General features: G+C 67.9%; 25 protein-coding genes. 19 read left to right on the plus strand and 6 right to left on the minus strand.

The features are described from left to right. Positions 1-11: 11 nt before the first annotated feature. The 4 genes from QRM96_RS09750 to QRM96_RS09765 are packed head-to-tail and all read right to left on the minus strand — an operon-like array spanning position 12 to position 3,413. Positions 12-1,346: an erythromycin esterase family protein gene (locus QRM96_RS09750; RefSeq protein ID WP_285319462.1), complete on the minus strand. Its 1,335-nt coding sequence runs from the start codon at positions 1,344-1,346 to the stop codon at positions 12-14. Continuing rightward, entirely contained in the window at positions 1,343-2,683 is a 1,341-nt protein-coding gene (locus QRM96_RS09755) for a phosphoribosyltransferase (RefSeq protein ID WP_285319616.1), read from the minus strand. Before QRM96_RS09755 ends, QRM96_RS09750 begins: the two co-directional genes overlap by 4 nt. 5 nt (positions 2,684-2,688) lie before the next feature. Further along, positions 2,689-3,039, minus strand: coding sequence for a CU044_2847 family protein (locus QRM96_RS09760; protein ID WP_018761691.1), 351 nt, complete (start codon positions 3,037-3,039; stop codon positions 2,689-2,691). Positions 3,040-3,056: 17 nt separating this feature from the next. Continuing rightward, positions 3,057-3,413 (minus strand): SPW repeat domain-containing protein, encoded by a 357-nt coding sequence (locus QRM96_RS09765; protein ID WP_109045252.1) that lies wholly within the window; start codon positions 3,411-3,413, stop codon positions 3,057-3,059. 193 nt (positions 3,414-3,606) lie between these two features. Here QRM96_RS09765 and QRM96_RS09770 point away from each other — a divergent pair, with 193 nt between their 5' ends. From QRM96_RS09770 to QRM96_RS09820, 11 genes are all read left to right on the plus strand, one after another. Then, positions 3,607-3,954 (plus strand): PadR family transcriptional regulator, encoded by a 348-nt coding sequence (locus tag QRM96_RS09770; protein ID WP_109045251.1) that lies wholly within the window; start codon positions 3,607-3,609, stop codon positions 3,952-3,954. 2 nt (positions 3,955-3,956) lie between these two features. Continuing rightward, the gene (locus QRM96_RS09775) at positions 3,957-4,322 is read left to right on the plus strand and encodes a DUF1048 domain-containing protein (protein ID WP_165838007.1); all 366 of its coding nucleotides are present in this window, start codon (positions 3,957-3,959) and stop codon (positions 4,320-4,322) included. A 26-nt stretch (positions 4,323-4,348) separates the two neighbouring features. Further along, the gene (locus QRM96_RS09780) at positions 4,349-5,164 is read left to right on the plus strand and encodes an ABC transporter ATP-binding protein (RefSeq protein ID WP_285319466.1); all 816 of its coding nucleotides are present in this window, start codon (positions 4,349-4,351) and stop codon (positions 5,162-5,164) included. Next, positions 5,161-5,925, plus strand: coding sequence for an ABC transporter permease (locus tag QRM96_RS09785; RefSeq protein ID WP_285319468.1), 765 nt, complete (start codon positions 5,161-5,163; stop codon positions 5,923-5,925). Before QRM96_RS09780 ends, QRM96_RS09785 begins: the two co-directional genes overlap by 4 nt. A 165-nt stretch (positions 5,926-6,090) precedes the next feature. Beyond that, the gene (locus tag QRM96_RS09790; protein WP_285319470.1) at positions 6,091-7,269 is read left to right on the plus strand and encodes an alkaline phosphatase family protein; all 1,179 of its coding nucleotides are present in this window, start codon (positions 6,091-6,093) and stop codon (positions 7,267-7,269) included. After that, on the plus strand, positions 7,270-8,973 hold the full coding sequence (locus tag QRM96_RS09795; RefSeq protein ID WP_285319472.1) for an alkaline phosphatase family protein: 1,704 nt from the start codon (positions 7,270-7,272) through the stop codon (positions 8,971-8,973). Positions 8,974-9,049: 76 nt separating this feature from the next. After that, complete coding sequence (locus tag QRM96_RS09800) at positions 9,050-9,772, plus strand: VIT1/CCC1 transporter family protein (protein WP_018761699.1); 723 nt, start codon at positions 9,050-9,052, stop codon at positions 9,770-9,772. Between the two features lie 204 nt (positions 9,773-9,976). Continuing rightward, positions 9,977-11,026: an iron ABC transporter substrate-binding protein gene (locus QRM96_RS09805; protein ID WP_018761700.1), complete on the plus strand. Its 1,050-nt coding sequence runs from the start codon at positions 9,977-9,979 to the stop codon at positions 11,024-11,026. Positions 11,027-11,030: 4 nt separating this feature from the next. Next, a complete protein-coding gene (locus tag QRM96_RS09810; protein ID WP_285319476.1) occupies positions 11,031-12,620 on the plus strand; it encodes an ABC transporter permease in 1,590 nt (529 codons plus the stop codon). Continuing rightward, on the plus strand, positions 12,617-13,774 hold the full coding sequence (locus QRM96_RS09815; protein ID WP_285319477.1) for an ABC transporter ATP-binding protein: 1,158 nt from the start codon (positions 12,617-12,619) through the stop codon (positions 13,772-13,774). Before QRM96_RS09810 ends, QRM96_RS09815 begins: the two co-directional genes overlap by 4 nt. 199 nt (positions 13,775-13,973) lie before the next feature. Beyond that, positions 13,974-14,219 (plus strand): hypothetical protein, encoded by a 246-nt coding sequence (locus QRM96_RS09820; RefSeq protein ID WP_018761703.1) that lies wholly within the window; start codon positions 13,974-13,976, stop codon positions 14,217-14,219. Positions 14,220-14,256: 37 nt separating this feature from the next. Here the strand turns inward: QRM96_RS09820 and nhaA are convergent, their stop codons facing one another. Beyond that, positions 14,257-15,624 (minus strand): Na+/H+ antiporter NhaA, encoded by a 1,368-nt coding sequence (gene nhaA / locus QRM96_RS09825; RefSeq protein ID WP_285319479.1) that lies wholly within the window; start codon positions 15,622-15,624, stop codon positions 14,257-14,259. Positions 15,625-15,709: 85 nt separating this feature from the next. Further along, a complete protein-coding gene (locus tag QRM96_RS09830) occupies positions 15,710-16,429 on the minus strand; it encodes a PAS and ANTAR domain-containing protein (RefSeq protein WP_018761705.1) in 720 nt (239 codons plus the stop codon). Positions 16,430-16,651: 222 nt separating this feature from the next. On the opposite strand from QRM96_RS09830, the gene QRM96_RS09835 reads away from it, so the two are divergent. The 8 genes from QRM96_RS09835 to QRM96_RS09870 all read left to right on the plus strand — a co-directional run bounded on the left by QRM96_RS09835 (position 16,652) and on the right by QRM96_RS09870 (position 25,608). Next, on the plus strand, positions 16,652-18,769 hold the full coding sequence (locus tag QRM96_RS09835) for a copper-translocating P-type ATPase (RefSeq protein ID WP_285319480.1): 2,118 nt from the start codon (positions 16,652-16,654) through the stop codon (positions 18,767-18,769). Continuing rightward, entirely contained in the window at positions 18,766-19,230 is a 465-nt protein-coding gene (locus tag QRM96_RS09840) for a hypothetical protein (RefSeq protein ID WP_285319481.1), read from the plus strand. Before QRM96_RS09835 ends, QRM96_RS09840 begins: the two co-directional genes overlap by 4 nt. A 54-nt stretch (positions 19,231-19,284) precedes the next feature. Next, complete coding sequence (locus QRM96_RS09845) at positions 19,285-19,908, plus strand: DUF305 domain-containing protein (RefSeq protein ID WP_109045242.1); 624 nt, start codon at positions 19,285-19,287, stop codon at positions 19,906-19,908. A gap of 144 nt (positions 19,909-20,052) precedes the next feature. Further along, positions 20,053-20,703: an arsenate reductase/protein-tyrosine-phosphatase family protein gene (locus QRM96_RS09850; protein ID WP_109045241.1), complete on the plus strand. Its 651-nt coding sequence runs from the start codon at positions 20,053-20,055 to the stop codon at positions 20,701-20,703. 126 nt (positions 20,704-20,829) lie between these two features. Continuing rightward, a complete protein-coding gene (locus QRM96_RS09855) occupies positions 20,830-21,948 on the plus strand; it encodes an LCP family protein (RefSeq protein ID WP_133830548.1) in 1,119 nt (372 codons plus the stop codon). Positions 21,949-22,060: 112 nt separating this feature from the next. Continuing rightward, positions 22,061-23,755, plus strand: coding sequence for an alkaline phosphatase D family protein (locus QRM96_RS09860; protein ID WP_285319483.1), 1,695 nt, complete (start codon positions 22,061-22,063; stop codon positions 23,753-23,755). 148 nt (positions 23,756-23,903) lie between these two features. Continuing rightward, positions 23,904-24,725, plus strand: coding sequence for a histidine phosphatase family protein (locus tag QRM96_RS09865; protein WP_240617744.1), 822 nt, complete (start codon positions 23,904-23,906; stop codon positions 24,723-24,725). Beyond that, positions 24,694-25,608, plus strand: coding sequence for an NAD(P)H-hydrate dehydratase (locus QRM96_RS09870; protein WP_285319484.1), 915 nt, complete (start codon positions 24,694-24,696; stop codon positions 25,606-25,608). Before QRM96_RS09865 ends, QRM96_RS09870 begins: the two co-directional genes overlap by 32 nt. Positions 25,609-25,635 lie beyond the last annotated feature (27 nt).

The raw sequence follows: 25,635 nt of genomic DNA on the forward strand, positions 1-25,635 counted from the left end.
TTTGGTTTGGCCTAGAACCCGCTGGGTTCGGTCTCGAGCTCAGGTTCGCCGGGCTGGTCCTCATGGTGCAGCGGGCGCAGCGCTTCAGTCCGTGGATGCCAGAACAACGCGTCGTAACGGTCCCCCATCCGGGTGGGCACGTAGTTGCCCCATTCCCGCCGCGGGTTGTAAACAACACCTATGGCCCGGTGCCCGCGCCAGGCCGCCAGCCAGGGGCCGGTCCGGTCTGCCCCGAACACCAGCAGGGACCGTTCCCCCAGCACCTCGTTCAGCAGGTCCTCGTGACTGCCCGGCACAGCGGCCGGAACGTCCATCACCCGCTCCGGAGAGCCCCACGACTCGGCCGCCGTGACGGACCCTGAGTAGGACGCAAACCCCGCCAGCACCACCTGTCCCGCGTGGCGTTGGCGGAGCAACTGTCCGACGTTGACCATCCCGCCATGCGCCATATCCGTAGCCCGGGCGTCGCCCACATGCGTGTTGTGCGCCCACACCAGCCCCTTGGATGCGGGCCCGTGGTGGCGTGCGATGCGGTCGGCGGTGTCGCTCATGTGAAGGTCGCGGATATTCCAGGACTGCTGGTCGCCGCGCACCATGGTCCGGTAGTAATGCTCGGCGTTGGCCGCGACGACGGCGTTCTGGAATGCGTCAAAAGCGGCGGGATCGTCCTGCATCCGGCCAAGTGCGCGCCGCCGGACTTCAGCCAGCAATGCCACCACGTCCGCTTCGCAGGACTGCGGAACCAGGCGGTTCCCCACGGCGTAGCGCTGGGGATCCTCCCGGAAGGGAATGAAGCAATGCCAGGCCCGCAAGGCAGCCGGCAGGGCATCCGGGGCGTTGCTGTCCAGCCATGCGAAGATCTCCCGCAGGGAGTCCCACAGGGAGTAGACATCCAGGCCGTAGAAGCCCGTCCGCTGGTCTGCGGGGAGCCGGAGGTTCCACTCACGCAGCCACGTCAGGAAGTCGGCAACCTCATGGTTGGCCCACATCCAGGTGGGCCAGCGTTCAAAACCGGCCAGCAACCGCCGCGCATCGAGGTCCTGCCCGGATTCTCCCCTGACCCAACGGTTGATGCGCCAGCAGTCGGGCCAGTCGCCTTCCACGCCAACCCAGGTGAAGCCGTATTCTTCGATCAGCCGGCGGCTGAGAAGCGCCCGCCAGTGGTAGTACTCCTGGGTGCCGTGGGACGCCTCGCCCAGGCACACGAATCGGGCGGGAGCTGCGAGGCGGACCAACGGTTCAAGCCCGTCGGCGGTGGCCAGGGGGTGCGCGAGCCGGCGGATTTCTGCGGCCTCCGCCGCATGTTCCGGCTCGCGTTCCAGCGGCCGGCCTGCGTCGGCGGTCATTCCCTGGCCTCCGGTACGGTACGGCCCACCGGTGACGGCAGCAGGTAGTGGTGGAACCAGTCGGCAGCCAGGTTCGCGGCCAATGCCAGGGTTCCGGGCTCCTCGAACAGGTGGGTTGCCCCCGGGACAATCTCGAGCCGGGTGGGCGCCTGCATGCGTGCCATTGCCTGGCGGTTGAGTGCGAGGACCTGGGTGTCGGCACTGCCAACGATCAGGAGGGTGGGGGCCCTGACGGCGTCGAGCCGCGGACCGGCAAGGTCAGGCCGTCCGCCCCGGGACACGACGGCGGCAACTTCGGCGCCGGGCTCGGCAGCGGCCCACAGCGCTGCTCCGGCACCGGTGCTCGCGCCGAAGTAGCCGATCCGTCCGGCCGAGCCGTCATGCCGGACCTCCAGCCAGTGGGTGGCGGCCGAGAGGCGCCGGGCCAGGAGCGCGATATCGAAGACATTGGCACGGTTGACTTCCTCCTCGGGGGTCAGCAGGTCCAGGAGCAAGGTGCCCAGGCCCACCCCGTGCAGGACGGAGGCCACGAAACGGTTGCGCGGGCTGTGCCGGCTGCTGCCGCTGCCGTGGGCGAAGATCACCGTGCCGTCGCACACGGCCGGCAGGTAGAGGCTGCCCCGCAGCACGGCCATCCCGTCCGGGATCTCGACCTCGTCCACCAGGCTTCCGTCGCTCCCTTCGACGCCGCCATGGGACGGCGGGGATGCGGCTGCATCCAGCAACTGCACCACCTCGCCATCCTCGGTGGGGGAAAAGTCGTGGTAGTAGTAGCCCACGGCCTGGAAGTCCTGGGGCGAGAGCAGGCAGACGACGTCGTCCGGTTCCTTGAGCTCCACGATGGCCCGGGCAGGGGCCACGGGCACGGCAAGGATGACTTTCGCGGCTCCCAGGTGCCGCGCCACCTGGCAGGCGGCCTTGGCAGTGGAGCCGGTGGCGATGCCGTCGTCCACGATCACCGCGGTGCGGCCGGTGAGGTCGAGCCTGGGGCGCCCCTGCCGGAACCGTGCCACCCTGCTCTCCAGCAGGGTGCGCTCCCGCCGTTCCACCTGCTGCAGGTCCTCCTGGGAGACGCGGGCCATGGAGATGGTGCGTGGATCCAAGACCCGGACGTTGCCCTCCCCGATGGCTCCCATGGCCACCTCAGGCTGGAACGGGACGCCCAGTTTCCGGACCACGATCACGTCCAGTGGCGCCTCGAGGGCCTTGGCGACCTCGAACGCCACGGGCACGCCGCCTCGGGGCAGGCCCAGCACCACCACGTCCTGTCCCCGGAGTCCGGTGAGCCGCTTGCCCAGCCGCCGCCCGGCGTCGGCCCTGTTCAGGAATGCAACCATCACGCTCACCCGCCATGTGGGAGTTCTTCCGCGGGGAGGATCGCCGCGGCCGCGGGGGTCCAGGACATCCGGAGGACGAAATGGGCCTCGGAACTGCTCCTGGCTATCATCGCCCCCGCGTCTCCCGCCAGATTCACGCCAAATTCGATTTCGATCTGTTCCGGGTACAGCTCCGCCATGGCCTCAAGTGCGGCGTGGGCCGCCGGTCGGACGCTGGCGAGTGCATCTTCCAGCCTCCTGCCGGTGTCCAGGATCCCCTGCTCGTTGCGCGCGGGGTGGTCCACCCCATAGCTGTTGTCGGCAGCCTCAACGAGCACGGTCCCGGATCCCACCTCATACCGCATCACTTCAGTCATGGCGGATGCTCCCCTGTCTAGTGCGAGATGCGCAGGTTGTGCTGGGCATCCGTGCTCGGCTTGATGGCCACCGCGGTGACCACCAGCGCCACTGCCCCCGCAATCCACGAGGTCCACGCTGCGCCCGTCGCGCCCGTGTAGGACCCCAGCCACGGCGAGAGGATCAAGACTGCGGCAATGACAGCCTGGGCGTATTCCATGACCGGTGTTCCGGGCATGGCCAGGTTGATGATGCCGCTGACCACCAGGAGCCCGCCGAAGACGAGCATGAGGGTGGTGGACATGTTTTGCTGCTGCGTAAACAAGACCGCCACGGCGGTGAAGAGTCCAGCGGCAGCCGCTACATAGTCCTGCCACCGATACCACTTTTTCACTGATCTTTCCTTTCTGGTGTGGGCGGTACGCCAGTACGTCTCCGCCCTATGGGCCTCTGCTGCCCATGGTTCAAGTCAACGCCTGCGCTCATGCACCCAATAGGGCAGAAAGACCTGCCCAGGGGGTTGCGCGCCGACTACTCAGTGATACTATCTACTAGTAGTCAGCAACACTAGGTACCAAGGGGATTCCATGGGCAAGCAAATGACCGAAATGCTCAAGGGCACGCTGGAGGGCATTGTCCTGGCGCTCCTGGCCGTCCAGCCGGCATACGGCTACGAAATCACCGCCCGGCTGCGTGAACAGGGCTTTTCGGACATCGCCGAGGGCACGGTCTACGCACTGCTGGTCCGCATCGAACAGCGCGGCCTGGTGGACGTCGCCAAAGTCCCCTCGGAAAAAGGACCTCCCCGGAAGGTCTATTCGCTGAACGCCTCCGGCAGCGGTTACCTGGACGAGTTCTGGACTTCCTGGAGCTTCCTCGCCGAACGGATCGAGCAGCTCCACCACACCAACCACCAGCAGGAAAAAGGAGAATGACCATGACGCAGGGATGGCTCGAAAAAGTCACCGGCTCCTTCGACGACAAGAAGCGCTGGCGCCAATACAAGGCCCGCAAAGAACAGCTGCCCGGCAGCTACCGGACCACCATCGACGCTCTGGAACGCTACTTCACGTATGCGGGCGCCATCGTCAAAGGCGACATCCTCATGCAGATGCTCGAGGACCTGGCCGACCTCATCGAGGGGGCCGCAGCGGACGGAACCCCGATCCGCGACATCGTTGGCGATGACCCCGTGGAGTTCGCCGAAACCTTCATCAGCAACTACTCGGACGGCCAGTGGATCAACAAGGAGCGCAAGCGCCTCACCGACACCATCAACCAGGCCGCTTCCGGCGAAGCCTGAAAAATCCCACACCGGAAGGACCAGCCGTGACCACAGACCAGGCCCTGCAACCCGCCATCCGGGTCCAGGGCATCGAAAAGTCGTTCAAGGACCTGCACGTGCTGCGGGGCGTCGACTTTGACGTGACGCCGGGAAGCATCTTTGCGCTGCTCGGATCCAACGGCGCCGGAAAAACCACGCTGGTGAAGATCCTGTCCACCCTGCTGAAGCCGGATGCCGGCACGGCCACGGTGAACGGTTTCGACACCGGCACGGACCCCGCGCACGTACGGGAATCCATCAGCCTGACCGGCCAGTTCAAAGCTGTGGACGACGTCCTCACGGGCCGGGAAAACCTGGTGCTGGTGGCCCGGCTGCGCCACCTGGCCAGCCCGGACGCGGTTGCCGGCGCCCTGCTGGACCGGTTCGACCTGGCCGAGGCCGCACACCGCAGGGCAGGCACCTACTCCGGCGGGATGCGGCGGCGCCTGGACATCGCCATGAGCCTGATCGGAAACCCCAGTGTCCTCTTCCTCGACGAACCCACCACCGGGCTGGATCCGCAGGCACGCAACGAGGTATGGCGGACCATCCGGCAACTTGCGGGCCAAGGCACCACCGTGCTGCTCACCACCCAGTACCTCGATGAGGCGGAACAACTCGCGGACCGCATCGCCATCCTGCACCAAGGCATCATCATCCAAAACGGGACGCTGGCCGAACTCAAGCAACTCCTGCCTGCCGCCACGGTGGAATACGTGGAGAAACAGCCTTCGCTCGAGGACGTCTTCCTGGCCCTGGTGGGTACCGCCCCGGACAACCGTCACAGCGGCGCCTCGGCGCAAGGAAAGGACCACCGATGAGCACCCACGCCTTGCGGGATACCGGCGTTCTGACCGGCCGCTCGCTGCGGCACATCCTGCGCAGCCCGGACACCATCATCACCACCGCGGTGACGCCCGTGGCCATGATGCTGCTGTTCGTCTACGTGTTCGGCGGTGCCATCACCACCGGCTCAGGAGGCTCCTATGTGAACTACCTCCTGCCCGGCATCCTCCTGATCACCGTCGCCTCGGGCGTGGCCTACACCGCCTACCGGCTGTTCCTGGACGTCAAGGGCGGGATCGTCGAAAGGCTCGGATCCATGCCGATCGCCAGGCCCGGCATCCTGTGGGCCCATGTCCTCACGTCGCTGGCCGCCAACCTCGCGGCGATCGCCATCGTGATCGGCGTTGCGGTCCTCATGGGGTTCCGCAGCGGCGCATCCTTGGCAGCGTGGCTCGCCGTCGCCGGAATCCTGGCCCTGTTCACCCTGGCCCTGACCTGGCTGGCGGTCGTTGCCGGCCTGACCGCCAAGACGGTGGATGGCGCCAGCGGCATGAGTTACCCGCTGATTTTCCTGCCGTTCATCAGTTCGGCGTTCGTTCCCACGGCCACCATGCCGGGCCCGGTCGCCTGGTTTGCCGAGAACCAGCCGGTGACTCCGATCGTGGACACCCTCCGGGCGCTGCTCGCGCAGGAACCCGTGGGCACCGGGATCTGGACGGCGCTTGCCTGGCTGGCCGGGATCCTTGCCGTGGCGTACGCGGCCGCTGCGGCCATTTACCGCCGGAAAGTGGGCTGAGGACGCAAGCCGCACAGATTCACTGCGAACTCACAGGAAGTGCCCGTGCAAATCCGGGCCGCGGTATGCAAGAGTGTCCGCAATGCTGGGGAGCCGATACCTGCCGGCCGGGCTGCCACGCAGCCCGGCCGGCAGGCCCGCAGCGAGGAACAAGTGAGGCCGCGCGTGAAAAACAGCACTGAGCGCCGCACCGGGGCGGCCCGACGCCGGGCCCCCGGCCTGCTCCTGCTTCCGGCCCTCTTGCTGCCCACCTTGGCGGCATGCACTCCGAATGGCCCCGCGCCCGCGCCTGCCCCGTCGGTGTCCAGCAGCACGGCAGGCACCCCGGCACCCAGGCCCAGCGCCACCAAGGACCCTGCAAGCCACATCCAAACGCCCGGGCACGTGTTCGTCATCAACTTGGAGAACAAAGGATACGACTCCGTATGGGGTGACCATTCCCCCGCGCCCTACCTCTCCGGAACACTCCGCAAGAAGGGCGTCCTGCTCAAGAACTACTACGGCATCGCCCACAATTCACTGCCCAATTACCTGGCCCAGATATCAGGCCAGCGGCCCAACGACAGCACCATGGCCGACTGCCACACCTACACCGAGTTCAACGCCACCGGCACCGACTCGGAAGGCACCCTTCAAGGCGACGGCTGCGTCTACCCCCAGGACACGCAAACCCTGGCCGGGCAACTGGCCGCCCAGGGCAAGACGTGGAAGGGCTACATGGAGGACATGCAGGAGCCATGCGAACACCCGGCGCTGGGCGAACCTGACAACCACATCAAGGCCAGCCCGGAGAGCCAGTACTCCACGCACCACAACCCCTTCATGTACTTCCGCTCCATCACCTCCTCACCGGACTGTGCCAGGAACGTGGTCAACTTCGCAGCGCTCGCGGGCGACCTGAAGTCCGTGGACACCACGCCCACCCTGTCCTACATCACACCCAACCTGTGCCACGACGGCCATGACGCCACGTGTGCCGACGGCACCACCGGCGGCCTGGATGCGGTGGACGGATGGTTGAAGGAGCAGGTGCCGGCCATCCTGTCCTCACCGGCCTACAAGCAGGACGGGATGCTGGTGATCACCTTCGACGAGGCCGAGGGCGACTCGTCCGGTCCGCCTGAATCAGACACGGCAAGCCCGGCCGGCGGCGCCGCGGGGGGCAAGGTGGGCGCGCTGGTGCTCTCGCCGTTCAGCAACGCGGGCACGTCCTCGGACCGGGCCTACAACCACTACAGCCTGCTGGCCAGCATCGAGGACTTCTTCTTCCTCCCCCGGCTGGGGCTGGCCGGCGATCCCGGGGTCGCCACCTTTGGCGACGACGTATTCCGGAAGGAGTCCTAGGTGAAGCTTCCATGGAACGGCCGACGCCGGACAGTCCTGGCAGGCCTCGTTGCGCTGGCGGTCCTGGTGGTTCTCGCCGTCGTCCTTCCCAACGCGTTGCGCGCCGGCCCGCCGGCACCCACCACGCCCTCCTCCGCCCCGGCCCAGGATGCGGGCGCGGGCGCTGCCGCCGGCCAGGGCGCCTCTGCGGACGCCGGGATCTCCAAGATCAAGCACGTGGTGATCATCACCCAGGAAAACAGGTCCTTCGACAGCTACTTCGGGACCTACCCCGGCGCAGACGGCATCCCCATGAAGGACGGAAAGCCCGCCGTGTGCCTCCCGGATCCGGCAAATGGCGGCTGCATCGCCCCCTTCTACAACTCCGCGGACAGCAACGCCGGCGGTCCGCACAGCCACGCCGACGCCACCGGGGACATCAACGGCGGCGCCATGGACGGGTTTGTAGCCCAGGCGGAGAAGGGGCTCTCCGGCTGCAGCGCCGCCAGCACCAAGTGCACGTACAGCACCACCATGCCCACCGACGTGATGGGCTACCACGACGGGCGGGACCTGCCCAACTACTGGGCCTACGCGCAGAATTTCACCCTCGAGGACCACCTGTTCGCCTCGGCGGCGTCCTGGAGCCTGCCCGCCCACCTCTACCTGGTCTCGGAATGGTCGGCGAAATGCAGCAAAGCCGGGGACCCGTCGTCGTGCGTGAACGCCCTGCAGGACCCGGACCCCGAACCCGAGCCGCAAATCATCAAGGACACCCTGATCGGCAAATGCCAGGCCGGCATGGACCTGGACCCCTGCCGTGAGGCCCTGGAAGCGGCGGGGATCGATCCGGGCCTCGCTGCCCAGATCGACCAGCTGATCGGAACCAGCTGCCAGCCCACCGATTCCTACGCCGTCTGCCAGGCAGCCGTGGACGCCGCCCCGGTGTCCGATGACCTGAAGAAGAAGCTCACCGACGCCGCCAAGAAACTGGAACTGCCCGACTACGCCTGGACGGACCTGACCTTCCTGCTCCACAAGCACCAGGTGTCCTGGGCCTACTACGTCTTCAACGGCACCGAACCGGACTGCCGGAACGACGCCGCCACCTGCGACCCCGTCAAGCAGGACGCCAAGACCCCCGGCCTGTGGAACCCGCTGCTGTACTTCGACACCGTCAAGGAAGACGGCGAGCAAGGCAACATCAAACCCCTCAGCGGGTTCTACGACGCCGCCCGGCAGGGCACCCTGCCGGCGGTCACCTGGGTGGCACCCACCGACAAGGTCAGCGAACACGCCCCCGCCAAGATCAGCACCGGGCAGGCCTACGTGGCCGGCCTCATTAACGCGGTGATGAGCGGTCCGGACTGGGACAGCACCGCCATCTTCCTCACCTGGGACGACTGGGGCGGGTTCTACGACCACGAAAACCCGCCGGTGGTGGACAACAACGGCTACGGCCTGCGCGTGCCCGGCCTGGTGATCAGCCCGTACGCCCGGAAGGGCTACATCGACCACCAGGTGCTGAGCCACGACGCCTACTTCAAATTCATTGAGGACGACTTCCTGGGCGGCGAACGGATCGATCCTGCCACGGACGGACGGCCCGACGCACGGCCCGACGTCCGTGAAAACAACCCGCAGCTGGGCGACCTCGCCAAGTCCTTCGACTTCACCCAGGCCCCGCTGCCGCCCCTGATTCTGCCGAATGCCACCACCTACTGACGCCCGGCGTTTCCGGGCCGGTTAGGGGATGCAAACCTTTGTGGTAAACGGAACCGGGCGGTGGTTAACTGCCAGCATGTCTGAAACCGTGAAGCTCAGCCACAACGAACCCCACGACAGCAGCGTGGCCGCCCGCCTGAACTGGCTGCGGGCCGGTGTCCTGGGCGCCAACGACGGCATCGTCTCCGTCGCGGCAACCGTAGTGGGCGTCGCGGGCGTGACCAACGACCTCGCCCCGATCCTGGTGGCGGGAACGGCCGCCGTGGTGGGCGGCGCCGTGTCCATGGCCCTGGGCGAATACGTGTCCGTCAGCAGCCAGAGCGACAGCCAGCGGGCATTGATCGAAAAGGAACGCCAGGAGCTCCGGGACGATCCCGACGGCGAGCTGGCCGAGCTCGCGGAGATCTACCAGGCCAAGGGGCTCAGCGAAGCCACGGCCCGGACCGTCGCCGAGGAGCTCACGGCGAAGGACGCGTTGAAGGCGCACCTGTCCGCCGAACTGAACATCGACGAGGAGGAGGTGGTAAGCCCCTGGCATGCCGCGTTCGCCTCCGCGATCGCCTTCACGGTGGGCGCCGTACTGCCGATGCTGGCCATCATTTTCCCGCCGGAGCAGGCGCGCATCCCGGTCACGTTCGTCGCCGTGATCCTGGCGCTCGCCTTGACCGGCACCGTCAGCGCCAGGATCGGCGGAAGCTCCAAGCGCAAGGCAACCCTGCGGCTGGTGGTGGGCGGCGCACTCGCCATGGCCTTCACGTTTGCGGTGGGCAGCCTCCTGGGCACCACGGGCATCGCCTAGCGGGCCGCCGGGGTACCGGCGGGACCTTCGAGGCTAATTACGTCACGCCATGTTTGCGTAATTGATGTGAACCTCGTCACTTAAAGCGCTTTCCGGCTTGGAGCTTAGGTTTGCCTACCCTACAGTTTTTGAACATAGGCACCGCCTCCCGGTGCCCGTAAAGACTTAGGTTCACGCAGACTTTTCCCCACGAAAGCAGCCTCAATGAAGATCCGCAACAGCGCGCTGGCAGGCATCGCACTCGCCGCCACCGCAGCTCTCGGCCTGACCGCCTGCGGCGGTGGCACGCCCGCCGGTGACAGCTCCGCTTCCAACGGCGCCCCCTCCGGCGAGATCACTGTCTACAACGCCCAGCACGAGAGCCTGACCAAGGAATGGGTGGACGCCTTCACGGCGGAAACCGGCATCAAGGTGACCCTCCGCCAAGGCGACGACACCGAAATGTCCAACCAGATCATCCAGGAAGGCCAGGCGTCCCCCGCGGACGTGTTCCTCACCGAAAACTCCCCCGCCATGACGCAGGTGGAGAACGCCGGCCTGTTCGCCGACGTCAACAAGGACACCCTGGCCCAGGTTCCCGCCGAGTTCGCGCCGTCCACCGGCAAGTGGACGGGCATCGCCGCCCGGTCCACCGTCCTGGTGTACAACAAGACCAAGCTCACCGAGGACCAGCTGCCCAAGTCCATGCTGGACCTGGCCAAGCCGGAGTGGAAGGGCCGCTGGGCCGCTTCGCCCACCGGCGCCGACTTCCAGGCCATCGTCTCCGCGCTGCTGGAACTCAAGGGTGAAGGCGCCACCGAAGACTGGCTCAAGGCCATGAAGGACAACTCCAAGGCCTACAAAGGGAACAGCACGGCCATGAAGGCGGTCAACGCCGGCGAAGTGGACGCCGCGCTGATCTACCACTACTACTACTATGGCGACCAGGCCAAGACCGGCGAGAACTCCAGCAACGTCACGCCGTACTACTTCAAGAACGAGGACCCTGGCGCGTTCCTTTCCGTCTCCGGCGGCGGCGTGCTCAAGTCCTCCAAGAATGCTGCAGCTGCGCAGGCGTTCCTGAAGTTCATCACCGGCAAGAAGGGACAGGAAGTCCTGAAGAACGGAACGTCCTTCGAATACGCCATTGGCTCCGATGTGCCCGCCAACGACAAACTGGTGCCCATCAAGGACCTGCAGGCGCCCAAGGTTGACGCCGCAAAGCTCAACTCCCAGAAGGTCAGCGATCTGATGACCCAGGCCGGACTCCTCTAATTCCGTGACCACCGATCTATCGGCTCCCGCCAGGCGGGGCACGACGACGGCGGGCCGGGGCAACAGCCCCCGCCCGCCTTTCGGCGTTTCCGCGGTGTCCGTCCTGGCGGTGCTGATCGCCCTCTTCTCCCTCGTCCCGCTGGGATACGTGGTCTACATGACGGTGGCAACCGGGTGGGACACCGCCGTCGCCCTCATCCTGCGCCCCCGGGTGGGCGAACTGCTGGTCAACACCCTGCTCCTGATGGCCGCCACCGTCCCGCTGTGCCTGCTGCTTGGCGTGGCAGGGGCATGGTTGGTGGAACGGACCAACCTCCGCGGCCGGCGGATCTGGGCTGTCCTGCTGGCCGCTCCCCTGGCCATCCCGGCATTCGTGAACAGCTACGCCTGGGTGTCGGCCATCCCCTCGCTCGGCGGCCTGGGCTCAGGAATCCTGATCTCCACCCTGTCCTACTTCCCGCTGGTGTACATTCCGGCGGCCGCCACGCTGAGCCGGCTGGACCCTGCCATTGAGCAGTCCGCCGCCGCACTGGGACTGGGCGCCTGGCGGGCCTTCTTCCGGGTGGTGCTTCCCCAGCTGCGGATCGCCCTGACGGGAGGCGGCCTCCTGGTGGGGCTGCACCTGCTCGCCGAATACGGCGCCTTCGCCATGATCCGGTTCGATACCTTCACCACCGCGATCATGACCCAATACCGTTCCACCTTCAACGGGGCCGCGGGCAACATGCTGGCCAGCGTGCTGGTGTTCTTCTGCCTGCTGCTGCTGATGGCCGAGGTCCGCAGCCGCGGCACCGCCCGGTACGCGAGGATCGGCTCGGGGGCGCAGGCACGGGCACTCCGCCTCCCGCTGCATGCCTACCAGATCCCGGGCCAGGCCTTCCTGCTGGCGCTGACGGCACTGGCGTTCGGCCTCCCGCTGTACTACGTGCTGAAATGGATCGTGGCCGGCGGCGCGGATGTCTGGACCGCCGCTGAATTCCTCCCGGCCCTGCTGGCCACGTTCGGATACGGCCTGGCCGGCGCTGCCGCCACCATCGTGGTCGCGTTCCCCATGGCGTACCTCGCGGTCCGCAGGCCCGGCTGGTTCAGCAAGTCCTTGGAACTGTCCAACTACGTCACCAGCTCGATGCCCGGCATCGTGGTGGCCCTGGCGTTCGTCACCGTCAGCATCCGCGTGATGCCGGGCATCTACCAAACAGCCGGCGTGCTGGTGGCAGCGTACGTCCTGCTGTTCCTGCCCCGGGCCCTGGTGAACCTCCGGGCCGGGCTGGCGCAGGCTCCCAAGGAGCTTGACGAGGCCGCGCAGGCGCTGGGCAAGCCGCCGCTGCTGGCCTTCATCCGCGTCACACTGCGGCTGACCGCCCCGGCCGCTGCCGGCGGTGCGGCCCTGGTTTTCCTGGCCATCGCCAACGAGCTCACCGCCACGTTGCTGCTGTCCCCCAACGGCACCAAGACCCTGGCCACCGAGTTCTGGAGCAAGAGCAGCGAAATCGACTACGCCGGTGCGGCTCCCTATGCCCTGTTGATGATCCTGCTTTCCGCCCCGATGACCTACCTCCTCTTCCAACAGTCCAAGAAAGTAGCCGGACAGTGACAGCACCATCCACCCGTCGGCTGCCCGAACCACGGGTCTCCCCCTCCGTGGCGGCAACCACCAACAGCCACCTCCAGATCACGGACGTCACCAAGAACTTCGGATCCCAGGCGGTCCTGAGGGGCGTCAACCTGTCCGTGGCCAAGGGCGGGACCACCGCCATCGTGGGTCCGTCCGGCTCCGGCAAGACCACGCTGCTGCGCCTCATCGCCGGTTTTGAACACCCGGACACCGGCACCATCTCGCTCAACGGCACCACCGTGGCAGGCGACGGCGCGTGGCTCCCGGCGCACAAACGCCAGATCGGCTACGTGGCCCAGGACGGCGCGCTCTTCCCGCACCTTACGGTGGGCCAGAACGTTGCCTTTGGCCTGGATCCGTCCAAGCTGGAGGGCGGCCGGCGGGCCGTCGCGGCACGGGTGGCGGAACTCCTGGACATGGTGTCCCTGGATCCGGCCATGGCCAAGCGCCGCCCGCACCAGCTCTCCGGCGGCCAGCAGCAGCGCGTGGCCCTGGCCCGCGCCCTGGCACGGGAACCGGAACTGATGCTCCTGGACGAACCCTTCTCAGCCTTGGATGCGGGCCTCCGCGTTGCCACCCGCCGCGCCGTGGCCAAGGTCCTGGCCGAGGCCGGGGTTACCACCATCCTGGTCACCCACGACCAGGCCGAAGCGTTGTCCTTCGCCGACCAGGTGGCGGTCATGCGCGGCGGCAAGCTGGCCCAGATCGGCAACCCCTTCGTCGTCTACACCCGTCCCGCGGACCGGGCCACCGCCGAGTTCCTGGGCGATGCCGTCATCCTGGATGCCTGGCTCGAAGGGTCACTGGCCACCTGCTCGCTGGGCGGCATTCCGGTGCGCCGGCCGCCGGCGCAGGGCAAGGTCCAGTTGATGCTGCGGCCCGAGCAGATCCGCATCGCCGAGGACGGCCCCATCCGCGGCGTGGTGGTGGACACTGACTACTTCGGCCCCGAAACCACGGTGCGGCTCAAGCTCAACGTGCCGCAAGAGGTGGCGGAGCACGCGGACCACCGGTACCCCGGCGGCGGCGAAGTGATCACCATCCGGCACTGGAACGCCTCGATCGCCCGGCCCGGGATGGAACTGTGCCTCCGGGTGGTCGGCGAAGCAGTCGCGTTCCCGATGGAGGACTGAGCTGCGGCCCCGGCCGCGCTCGGCGGCGTATCCGAAGCTTGTCCCCGCATCTGAAGCTAGGGGGCACAGATGGACGAACAAGCTTCTGACCGGTGCGCCCGCCACTGCTGACACAGAAAAAACACCGGGCCGAAACACTCCGGCAACCTCTTCACGGCAAGCTGTGCGTACGGGGATACAACAGCAGGAGGCAGCCCTCATGGAGGCACAAGGAATACGTACCGCCCAGCTCCGCATCGGGGACCAGATCGAAGCCTGGCACCGGGGCAAGCTTTTCCACAGCGGCCGGGTGACCGACGTCGTCCCGGCCCTTGAACTCTTCTGGATCCTGGATTCCAGGACCGGTGCGCGGAAGCTGCTGGACCCGGAGGCCCTGGAGATCCGGCACGTGGAGGTCACGGCCGTTCCACCGGCCGCCCAGGCGAAGCCGCTCGCGACGGCGTGAGCGGGGTTCCGGCCGGGCAGCCGGCAGGACCAGCGGCTTAAGTCCGTTCCTGGTAGACGTCCGGGATGCCGTCGTGGTCCGAATCCACTTTCTCGAGCTCTTCGGCGAGCCGGTACTGGCGGTTCCGGGTTCGCAGCACCACCGTCGCCAGCAGCGCGGCGATCAATGATGCGGCCAGGATGCCCACCTTGGCATGGTCATCATGCAGGCTGCCGTTGCCGAAGCTGAGCTCCGCCACGAGCAGGGACACGGTGAAACCGATGCCCGCCAGCAGAGCCACGCCGAACACGTCGATCCACGTGAATGAGCTGTCCAGGCTGGCCCTGGTGGCTTTGGTCAGCACCCAGGTGGTGGCAAGGATTCCCACCGGCTTGCCCAGGACCAGGCCCAGGATGATGCCCAGCGCCACCGGGTCCGACAACGCCGAAGCCAGGCCTTCCCATCCGCCGACCAGCACGCCTGCGGAGAAGAACGCAAAGATCGGGACCGCGACGCCCGCGGAAATGGGCCGGAACCGGTGTTCGAAGATCTCGGCGAGCCCCGGGCCCGCTTCCGGACCGCCGGAGGCCTGTGACCTGATCACCGGCACCGCGAAGCCCAACAGCACACCGGCCACAGTGGCATGGATACCCGAAGCATGCACCAGCGCCCACGTCAGTACCCCCAGCGGCAGCAGGATCAACCAGGCCGCGGCGGCATGGCGGCCGAAGAACCGGCGGTACTTTTGCGCGAGGAACGCATAGGCCGCCAGCGGAACGAGCGCCAGGAGCAGCGGGGTGGGCTGGATGTCGCTGGAGTAGAAGAACGCAATGATGGTGATGGCAATCAGGTCATCCACCACGGCCAGCGTCAGCAGGAAGATCCGCAGCGCGCTGGGCAGGTGGGAGCCGATGATGGCCAGGACGGCCACCGCAAAGGCGATGTCGGTTGCCGTGGGGATGGCCCAGCCGCGCAGGGTTTCCGGGCTGGCGAGGTTGACGACGGCGTAAATCACCGCCGGGACGGCCACACCGCCCACGGCGGCGGCCACGGGGACGATCGATTTGCTGATCTGCCGCAGGTCGCCGGCCACGAATTCCCGTTTGAGTTCCAGGCCCACCAGGAAGAAGAAAATGGCCAACAGGCCGTCAGCCGCCCAGGCACCCAGGCTCAGCTCCAGGTGCCACGGCGCGTAGCCCACCGTGAAGTCGCGGAGGGCAAAGTAGCTCTCCGATGCCGGGGAATTGGCCCAGACGAGGGCGATGACCGCCGCGATGACGAGGAGGGCTCCGCCGACCGTTTCCTTGCGGAGGATTTCACCGATCCGGAGGGCCTCGGCGTAGCTGCCGCGGGAGAAGACGGTGGAGCCGAAAAACGTGTTCCGGCTGGGCGGGGGCGGTGTTGGTGCAGGCGGGGTGGAGGTCATGGAGGCATCCTTATTTCCGGGTTCGACAAAGCCATGCCGACCAGACTTCCCGGCGCACCTGGGTCCATTCTACCGGGCGGGAGGGTCAGCCTGCGCGGCGTCCCCCGGTGTCCCGGCTCCGCCCGTGCAGTTGGATGGCCCGAACGGCGCGGTCCAGGTAGGTCCGCCCGTCAACGGAATTGGCCAGCTGCACCAGTTCGGCGGCCACCACCACGAGCTTGACGTTCCGGTGGCTGCTGGTGGCCACGAGCAACTGGAAGGCCTCGTCCGAGCCGAGCTTCAGCAGGCCCATGAGGATGCCGCGAGCCTGGTCGATCACCGTGCGGGTGGAGGTGGCGCCGGCAACGGCATCCCGCGCAGTCTGTTCGGTCTCGCGCTGCAGGGTCCGGGTGAGGTCCACCATCACGCCTTCGAGCGCCACCACTGATCCGTCGTCGCCGAGGATCGCCTCACCGGAGGTCATGACCCGGCGCGTGTGGCCTTTGGCGTCAATAATGCGGTGGTACATGCAGAAGAAGCCGCCGGTCTCCGCCACCCTGGCGGTGATTTCCTCGCATTGTCCGCGGTCATCGGGATGCTTGTGCGCAAAGACGAGTTCGAGGGTGGGCACCACCTCCCCGCGCTGGTAGCCGTGCAGCTGGTACATGCCATTGGACCAATGGAACGCCGGCCCGGCCAGGTCCACGCGGAACACCCCGGCGTCGCACTGGTCGTCTCCGAGGGCGCTGGAGTAGGTGTACAAGTCGCTCAGCTCGGTCACGAGGCCCACTTCCCAGGTATTGGCCAGCCCCCAGCGGGCCGGCACCGTACTCGCTCCTCCCAGTATGGGCGAATGGAGCAGCGGAAAGTAGTGCGGGAGGTCCTATGGAACTCCCGCAGGAAATGGGCTAAGGACTTGAACGCACATACCCCTAGGGGGTATATTCAAGCTGTTGTCAGTGACGTGGTTTGTCCCGGCCGGTGCCTGCACCGGCCTTACAGCCGGTCAACCCCAGCGCCCCATGATCGTCTATGGAATGGAACTGACATGAGCCACGGGAACCACTCCCACCACCCGGCGGCGGCCGGCCCCCTCACGCACGCTCCGGCGGCCCCCACCGGGCACCCTCACCACGGCGGCCACGAGCATGACGATGACCACGCCGTGCACACCCACGGGCAGCACGCCGGCCACAGCACCGCCATGTTCAAGAACCGGTTCTGGCTGACGCTCGCCCTGTCCGTGCCGGTGGTCTACTTCAGCCCCATGATGGGTCACCTGCTGGGCTACATGCCGCCCGAGTTTCCCGGCGCCGCCTGGATTCCGCCGGTCCTGGGCACCGTGATCTTCCTGTATGGCGGCCAGCCGTTCCTCAAGGGCGGCCTCCAGGAACTCAAGGACCGCACGCCCGGGATGATGCTGCTGATCGCCATGGCCATCACCGTGGCTTTTGCGGCCTCCTGGGTCACCAGCCTGGGGATCGGCGGCTTCGACCTGGATTTCTGGTGGGAGCTGGCGCTCCTGGTGGCCATCATGCTGCTGGGCCACTGGATCGAAATGCGCGCCCTCGGATCCGCCCAGGGCGCCCTTGACGCCCTCGCGGCGCTGCTCCCGGACGAGGCCGAGCGCATCACGGAGGGCGGCACGGAAATTGTCCCCGTTGCCGATCTGGCCCCCGGCGATCTCGTCCTGGTCCGCCCCGGCGCCCGCATGCCGGCGGACGGGACCGTGCTGGACGGCCAGGCGGAGTTCGACGAGTCCATGATCACCGGCGAATCCAAAACCGTCCCACGCGGCACCGGCGATCCGGTGGTGGCCGGAACCGTGGCAACGGACAGCAGCGTCCGGGTCCGGGTCACGGCAGTGGGCGACCAGACCGCCCTGGCCGGAATCCAGCGGCTGGTGGAAGAGGCCCAGGCCTCATCCTCGCGCGCGCAAGCCCTCGCGGACCGCGCGGCGGCGTTCCTGTTCTACTTCGCCGCCGGAGCCGGCGTGCTGACCTTCATCGGCTGGACGCTGCTGGGAAGCGTCCCCGACGCCGTTACCCGTACCGTCACTGTCCTGGTGATCGCCTGCCCGCACGCGTTGGGGCTGGCCATCCCGCTGGTCATCGCCATTTCCACGGAACAGGCCGCCCGGGCAGGGGTGCTCATCAAGAACCGGATGGCACTGGAGCGCATGCGCACCGTCGACGTCGTCCTGTTCGACAAGACCGGCACCCTGACCACCGGCGAACCTGAGCTGAAGGACATCGCCGCCGCCGAAGGTGCCGAGGCCGATGCCGTGCTCGCCCTGGCCGCCGCCGTTGAATCCGACAGCGAGCACCCCGTGGCGCGTGCCATCGTCCGGGCCGCCGGAGCCCGGAACCTGGCACTCCCGGCAGCCACGGGCTTCACCGCCCTGGCGGGCCGGGGCGTCCGGGCCGTCGTGGACGGCCGCACTGTGCACGTGGGCGGACCCGCGCTCCTGCGCGAGCTCGGCGTCGTCGAGCCCGAGGCCCTGGCCGTCCGGACGCGGGCATGGATGGAACGCGGCGCCGCAGTCCTGCACGTGGTGGACGGCGACGGCACCATCCTGGGCGCCGTGAGCATGGAAGACGCCGTGCGGGCCGAATCGCGGCAGGCCGTGTCAGCCCTCCAGCGCCGCGGTATCAAGGTGGCCATGGTCACCGGGGACGCGCGCCAGGTGGCGCAGGCCGTGGCCGCGGACCTGGGCATTGACGAGGTATTCGCCGAGGTCCTTCCCGCGGACAAGGACAAGAAAGTTGCCGAACTGCAGGCCCGTGGCTTGAAGGTGGCCATGGTGGGCGACGGCGTCAACGACTCCCCGGCCCTTGCCCGCGCCGAGGTGGGCATCGCCATTGGCGCCGGGACCGACGTGGCCATGGAATCCGCCGGCGTGGTGCTGGCAGGAAACGATCCGCGGGCGGTGCTGTCCATGGTGGACCTCTCCCGGGCGAGCTACCGGAAGATGTGGCAGAACCTGGTGTGGGCGGCGGGCTACAACATCCTGTCCGTGCCGCTGGCCGCAGGCGTCCTGGCCTTTGCCGGCGTAGTGCTCTCACCGGCGGCAGGGGCGGTGCTGATGTCTGCCTCCACCGTTGTGGTGGCCTTGAACGCCCAGCTCCTCCGGCGCCTGAAGCTGAACCCGTCGGAGGTGCAGTGAACCGGGCACTGCACCAGGCCCTGCTGCTGGCCGGCACCCTGGCCGTTATCGCGGGCCTGCTCGGCATGCACGTACTGACCGCGGGCCACGCCTCGCACGGGCTCGTTGCGCAGGGCGTTGTGCCGCACAGCGCAGCCTCCCATACGGCGCCCGCAGGGCACACCGCCGTCGTGCATTCCACGGTTGGGGAACAGCCGGGCCATACCGGCCACGCGGTCGCAGCGGCCTCCATGGACGCGCCGGCTCTGGCGCCGTCCACGTGCGGCACCTCCTGCCCGGGAGCGCAGGAATCGGGGGCACCGTGCATCCCAACCGCACCGGGGAGTCCGGTCACCGTTGCCCCACCCCAGGCAACCTTTGCCGTCGTCTCGCTGCTGCCGCCGGCCGGCGACCCCAGCTCCTCCTATGGGTACCTGCCGCCCAGCCCCTCACCCTGCGACCTGTCCATCAGCCGGACGTAAACCGGACTGTGCCCATCACCCCGGCCCAGTTCCACTACCTCCCTGAAAGACACCATGAACACCACATTCAAGACCCTGTCCATCACCGTTGCCCTCGCCGCGTCCCTCAGCCTCGCCGGCTGCGCCACAGGCTCCGGCAGCATGCCCATGGACCACGGCAGCTCCAACCCCATGTCGAGTACCATGCCAAGCGCCGGCACCATGCCCGGCGCCAGCGCCGACCATAACCAGGCGGACATCATGTTTGCCCAGATGATGATCCCGCACCACGCCCAGGCAGTGGAGATGAGCGGCATCATCCTGGCGAAGCCCGGGATGCCCGCAGAGGTGACAGCGCTCGCCACGAAGATCAAGGCCGCCCAGGCACCGGAGATCGAGCAGATGACCGGCTGGCTTAAAGCCTGGAACGTGCCCACCATGATGAGCGACCACTCGGGACACGGCATGACCGGCATGGTGGACGATGCCGGCATCGAGAAGCTGGAGTCCGCCACCGGGACCGACGCCGCGAAACTGTTCCTGGAACAGATGATCGGCCACCATGAGGGCGCCATCGACATGGCCCGGCAGGAGATCAGCGCCGGCAAATTCCCGGACGCCGTGAAGCTGGGCCACGACATCGTGGACGCCCAGCAGGCCGAGATCACACAAATGAAGCAGCTGCTGACCGTTCTGTAAGCTGCCCGGCGGGCGCCCGGCATCAAAACACGCAACGGCGCGGCAGCGGCACCCGGCCAGGGGGCCGCCGCCGCGCCGTTGCGTGTTAAGTTGAAAGGCACGGGCCCACCGGTCCTGCCACCAGCTGGGAAAGAGAACATCTCCTTGGACAATTCCGCGCCAGTCAAGATCCTGACCGTCTGCACCGGGAACATCTGCCGCTCGCCCGTGGCCGAACGGCTGCTGCAGGCGGGGCTGGACCAAGCCGTGCCGGGAGGGTTCCAGGTGGCGAGCGCCGGCACCCGGGCCATGGTGGGCGAACCCATGCAGCCCATTTCCGCGGAGATCGTGCGGACCTACGGCGGGGATCCGGAAGGGTTTGCCGCACGGCAGCTCACCCCCGCCATCCTGCGCGGCGTGGACCTGGTACTTACCATGACCTCCGGACACCGCGGCGAGGTCCTGCAGCTCGATGCCTCCCTCCTCAAGCGCACCTTCACCATCCGCGAGTTCGCCCGCATGCTCGACGTCCTGGACCAGAGGGACACGTCCGCGTCCACGGACAACGCGGCCGACGACGACGGCTGGCTGGCTGCCCACACAACCCGTTGGCGGGGGTTGCCGGCGCGTGCCGCCGGGGTGCGGCACCTCTCGCTCCCCGCGGATCCCGCCGAGAACGACATCGTGGACCCGTACCGCCGGCCGCCGGAGGTGTACCGGCAGATGGAGGACCAGCTGGCCCCCGCCATCGTGTCCATCCTGCGCCACGCCCGCCTCAATTCCCCGGTCCGCGGGGACGCAGCCGGCGCGCCGTAACGAACCGTGGGTGCCCGGCGGCCCGGCGACACGCCGCAGGTGACAGTTTGGACAAGCCTGTAGCCAACAGGGGTATCACTGGCGGACACTGATCCCACCCGCAACACGATGAGGTGGAGGCACCGCATGAGCACGCCTGATCCAACCGGACCCGCCGGTCCCCCCACCCGCCCGTCCGTGCCCCACCGGCCCGCCTGGCTTGCGGCCCTGGGCCGCCGCCGCTGGATCGCCGCCCTGCTGGCACTGGTGCTGGTGGCGGCCGCGGGGATCGCGGTGTTCAGCCTCAACCGCGCGGGCAGGGACGCCGCCCCCGCGGCCACGCAAACCCAGTCACCGAGCGAAACGCCCACGCCCACACCCACGCCGTCCGAAACACCTCCACCGGCGCCCGCTCCGCCTCCTCCGCCGCAGCCGATTCCGGACCTCCCGGCGGGCGAGATGAATGTGCTGGTCATCGGCAGCGACAGCCGGGGGATCGCCCGGAACGAGGCAGCCCACACCGCGGAGACCGGCGAGCCCTCGGACCAGCGCTCGGATTCGTTGATGCTGGTCCATGTGCCCGCGGACCGCCACACGCTCTATGTCATTTCGATCATGCGGGATCTGTGGGTGGACGTCCCGGGCGTGGGCGGCTCCAAGATCAATGCGGCCTTGGAGTACGGCGGCATCGACCTGACCACGCAGACCGTGCAGCAGTTGCTGGGCGTCACCATCGACCACACCCTGATGCTCGATTTCAACGGCTTCCGGGCACTTACGGACGGGCTGGGCGGCATCGACGTCAACGTCCCTTTTGCCTTCCAGTCCACTATCGAAACCCAGCATGTGTTCAGCCAGGGCATCAACCATCTTGACGGGCAGGCTGCCCTGGAGTTCAGCCGCGAACGCTACGCCTTCACCGACGGAGACTTCCAACGGGTACAGAACCAGCGGACCATGCTGCGCGCCATCCTGGCCCGGCTTACCGGCGGCGGCGCCCTGAACGACGTGAACGCGGTCCGGTCGCTGGTGGACTTCGCGGGCTGCTGCCTCACGGTGGACAAGGGCTTCGACCCCGTCCAGGCCGCCATCCTCGCCTACAGCCTGCGGAACCTGGACGTGAACGCCATCGGCACCATGACCCTGCCCACGGCCGGGACCGGCATGGCGGCCGGGCAGTCGGTGGTATTCCCCGATTATGGCGGCATCGCCGCCGTCGGTGCCGCACTGCGGGAGGGCAGGATCGCCGACTTCGCGGTCCCGTAGCCCTCCGCCCCAAGGCGGCCCCCCATCCTGGCCACCGCCTGTTCAGGACCGCCTCACCCCGGGTTTACCCGCAGGACCATGTCCGTGCGTCCGCCCGCGGGAACCTCAGGGTATGACTGAGAACTCCCGCACCACCGTTTCCCGCCGCACCGTCGTCAAAGGCTCGGTCCTGGCTGCCGCGCTCGCCTCCGTCCCCGCCGCCGCCCAGGCAGCCGAAACATGCCAGTCTCCCGCCGGCGTCGCGTTGGTCCGCAACCGCCTCACCCTCCCCAGCGGCATCGCCACCGGGGACGTCACCTCCGATTCTGCCGTCCTGTGGTCCCGCTCCTCGGGTGCCGGCCGGATGACTGCGGTCCTGCGGGCGGTGGACGACGGCGGCCAGGTCCTTCGCGGACGCGGTGCCTTTGAGCGGGTCCTCCGTGGCCCCCGCGCCACCCAGGCCTCAGACTTCACGGCCAAGATCCATGCCGGCAACCTGCCGTCCAACACCCGGTTCGCCTTGGAAATCAGCTTCGAGGACGGCGGCGGCGCGGCCAGCGAGACGGTCCTCGGCAGTTTCCGCACGGCCCCCGACACCGGGACGGTCAACGGCAAGGGCCGCACCGGTGGGGTGGGCAACAGCGGCGACGTCCCGGCGTCGTTTGCGCAGAGCTTCGTGTGGACCGGCGACACAGCCGGCCAGGGGTGGGGCATCAACGAGGAGATCGGCGGCATGCGCGGCTACCGGGCCATGCACCAGACCCGGCCGGACTTCTTCATCCACTCCGGCGACACCATCTATGCCGACGGTCCCATTGCGGAGAACGTCACCGAAAAGGACGGCCAGGTCTGGAAGAACCTGGTGACCGAGGAGGTCTCCAAGGTGGCCGAGACGCTGACCGAGTTCCGCGGCAGGCACCGCTACAACTCCATGGACGCCAATATGCGCGCGTTGTTCGCCGACGTCCCGGTCATCGCCCAGTGGGACGACCACGAGACCCACAACAACTGGTACCCCGGCCAGGTCCTGGATGACTCCCGCTACACGGTGCGGGACGTCAACACCCTCGCCGCGCGCGGCCGCCAGGCCTGGCAGGAAAACATGCCCATCGCGGACAGCTCCGCCCTGTGGCGGCCCGGCACGTTCGACGACGCCGGCACGTACCAGCCGGCCCGCATCTACCGGAAGATCTCCCGCGGGCCGCAGCTGGACATCTTCTGCCTGGACATGCGTACCTTCAAGTCCCCCAACACGGATGGCAAGGAGCCCTATGCCACCTCCATCCTGGGCCGGGAGCAGGTGGACTGGCTCATCAGCGAGGTGTCCAAATCCAAGGCAACGTGGAAGGTGATCGCCAACGACCTGCCCCTGGGCGTCGTGGTCCCGGACGGACCCGTGAATGAGGAAAGCGTCTCCAACCGCGACCCCGGCGCACCCTTGGGCCGCGAGCTTGAACTGGCCGGGGTGCTCAGCGCCTTCAAGCGCAATGGTGTGAAGAACACTGTGTGGCTGACCGCCGACGTGCACTACTGCGCCGCCCACCACTACTCCCCCGAGCGGGCGGCCTTCACCGACTTCGACCCCTTCTGGGAGTTCGTGGCCGGGCCCATCGCGGCGGGCTCGTTCGGTCCCAACGCCATGGACGGCACGTTCGGGCCGGAGGTGGTGTTTTCCAAGTCCGGCCGCTTCGCCGGGGAGTCCCCGCGGGACGGCGAAAACCAGTTCTTCGGGCACGTGCAGCTCGGGGAGGACAACAGCTTCACCGTGAGCCTCCGGAACGCCAACGGCGCCACCGTGTTCTCCAAGACCCTCACGCCCCAAAGGTAGGTGTTCCGGCCCCATCACCCTGGTGCCGGGCCGACGGCGGCTGCGCGCCCCTGGCGCCGGGACCGCCGTCGGCCGTTATTTTCCGACGTTCCCTGGGTACGCCGCACATAGTGGGGGCTTCGGCACGGCAAACGGACGGGGTGGTTCCTTGAACGGCGATTCTTCGAAGAAAGACATTTCGGGCGGCGGCCCGTCCGGCGACGACGGCTTGACAGCAGCGGTCAGGGCAGCCGGAGCGGTGGAGCTGCTCCTGGTCCGGCACGGCGAAAGCGAAGGCAACGTGGCCGCCACGGAGGCCCGGGACGCGGGGGTTGAGGTCATCGACGTGCCGGCCCGCGATGCCGATGTGGACCTTTCCGGCACCGGGAAGGACCAGGCAAAGGCGTTGGGTGTTGCCCTGTCCCGGATCGCGGAAGGGTTCCGTCCCGACGCCGTGGTCTCCTCCCCCTATGCGCGCGCTCGTCAGACAGCCCGGATCGCCGTGGAAACGGCAGGCTGGCCGCTGCAGGTTCGGATTGATGAACGGCTGCGGGACCGCGAACTGGGCATCCTGGACCGGCTCACCCGGCTGGGCGTGGAGAACCGCTACCCGGTGGAAGCCGAACGGCGGGACTGGCTGGGCAAACTGTACTACCGGCCGCCGGGCGGGGAATCCTGGGCGGACGTGGCGCTCCGGCTGCGGTCCGTCCTTGCAGAGCTGAATGGCCTGGGTGCCGGCCACCGGGTCATGCTGGTGTGCCATGACGCCGTGATCATGCTGTTCCGGTACGTGCTGGAAGGACTCACGGAGAGGGAGTTGCTGGACCTCGCGGCCACCGAAGCCATCCTCAATGCCTCGGTAACCAGGTTTGTGCGCCCCTCCGGTGAGGGACCGTGGACCCTGGAAAGCTTCAACGTGGCCAGCCACCTGGCCGAGCAGGGCGTCGCTGTCACCGAGCATGCGGGAGACACCAGTGTCCGGCCCCGGTGACGCCGGCGCCACCCTGGTCACCCCGTCGCTCCTGCGCGAGTGGCCCCTGCCGGCACCCGGCGCAGACAAATACTCCCGTGGGTCGGTGCTGGTGATCGGCGGGGCCCGGACCACCCCTGGCGCGGCGCTGCTGGCCGGCACCGCCGCGCTGCGGGCCGGGGCAGGTAAACTCACGCTGGCAGTGGCCGGGTCCGTTGCGGTGCAGCTGGGGGTCGCGTTGCCTGAGTGTGGTTGCATCGGGCTGCCCGAAACTGCGGAAGGTTCCCTCAAGGCGGAACTGGACCCTGTTGCCGCGTATTTGGACGGCGCGGACGCGGTCTTGGTCGGACCGGGCTTGGATGACCCGGACCTTGCGGCGGAACTGCTGGTGGCGATGCTTGACCGCGAGTCGCCCGGTACGGAACGGCCCGCCGTCGTCCTCGATGCCTACGCCTTGGGCGCCCTGGTGCCGCTGGAAGACCGGCTGGACCCCTGGCGCGGCCGGCTGGTCCTGACCCCGAACCCCACCGAAGCGGGAATCCTGCTGGGGCGCGACGTGGCGGACCTTGAAAAAGACCTGGCCGAGGTCTCCGCCCGGTTCGGCGCCGTTGTCAGTTGCCAGGGCCTGATCACGCAGCCTCCAGGCTTCGACGACGGCCCGGGCCCCTGGAAGATCACCACGGGATACGGCGGCCTTGGCACCTCCGGCAGCGGGGATGTGTTGGCGGGGACCATCGCCGGCCTCCGGGCGAGGGGAACCACCGGCGCCCAGGCGGCATGCTGGGGGACGCACCTGCATGCGGCCGCCGCGGACCGGCTGGCCAGCAGGCGGGGCCCCATGGGGTTCCTGGCCCGCGAACTAGCCGGGGAAATGCCTGCGTTGATGCTGGAACTCAGCACCTGATTCCTGATGCCGGGGCACCCGGCCGGT

This window comes from Pseudarthrobacter sp. lyk4-40-TYG-27 (assembly GCF_030209295.1).
Classification (GTDB): domain Bacteria; phylum Actinomycetota; class Actinomycetes; order Actinomycetales; family Micrococcaceae; genus Arthrobacter.

Bases quoted from the DNA above. Each gene is read 5' to 3' on its own strand.
- QRM96_RS09845 (WP_109045242.1), top strand. From the start codon at position 19,285: ATGAACACCACATTCAAGACCCTGTCCATCACCGTTGCCCTCGCCGCG.
- QRM96_RS09785 (WP_285319468.1), top strand. From the start codon at position 5,161: ATGAGCACCCACGCCTTGCGGGATACCGGCGTTCTGACCGGCCGCTCG.
- QRM96_RS09755 (WP_285319616.1), bottom strand. From the start codon at position 2,683: ATGGTTGCATTCCTGAACAGGGCCGACGCCGGGCGGCGGCTGGGCAAG.
- QRM96_RS09855 (WP_133830548.1), top strand. From the start codon at position 20,830: ATGAGCACGCCTGATCCAACCGGACCCGCCGGTCCCCCCACCCGCCCG.
- QRM96_RS09800 (WP_018761699.1), top strand. From the start codon at position 9,050: ATGTCTGAAACCGTGAAGCTCAGCCACAACGAACCCCACGACAGCAGC.
- QRM96_RS09775 (WP_165838007.1), top strand. From the start codon at position 3,957: ATGACGCAGGGATGGCTCGAAAAAGTCACCGGCTCCTTCGACGACAAG.
- QRM96_RS09750 (WP_285319462.1), bottom strand. From the start codon at position 1,346: ATGACCGCCGACGCAGGCCGGCCGCTGGAACGCGAGCCGGAACATGCG.
- QRM96_RS09820 (WP_018761703.1), top strand. From the start codon at position 13,974: ATGGAGGCACAAGGAATACGTACCGCCCAGCTCCGCATCGGGGACCAG.
- QRM96_RS09860 (WP_285319483.1), top strand. From the start codon at position 22,061: ATGACTGAGAACTCCCGCACCACCGTTTCCCGCCGCACCGTCGTCAAA.
- QRM96_RS09770 (WP_109045251.1), top strand. From the start codon at position 3,607: ATGGGCAAGCAAATGACCGAAATGCTCAAGGGCACGCTGGAGGGCATT.
- QRM96_RS09870 (WP_285319484.1), top strand. From the start codon at position 24,694: ATGCGGGAGACACCAGTGTCCGGCCCCGGTGACGCCGGCGCCACCCTG.
- nhaA (WP_285319479.1), bottom strand. From the start codon at position 15,624: ATGACCTCCACCCCGCCTGCACCAACACCGCCCCCGCCCAGCCGGAAC.
- QRM96_RS09835 (WP_285319480.1), top strand. From the start codon at position 16,652: ATGAGCCACGGGAACCACTCCCACCACCCGGCGGCGGCCGGCCCCCTC.
- QRM96_RS09760 (WP_018761691.1), bottom strand. From the start codon at position 3,039: ATGACTGAAGTGATGCGGTATGAGGTGGGATCCGGGACCGTGCTCGTT.
- QRM96_RS09805 (WP_018761700.1), top strand. From the start codon at position 9,977: ATGAAGATCCGCAACAGCGCGCTGGCAGGCATCGCACTCGCCGCCACC.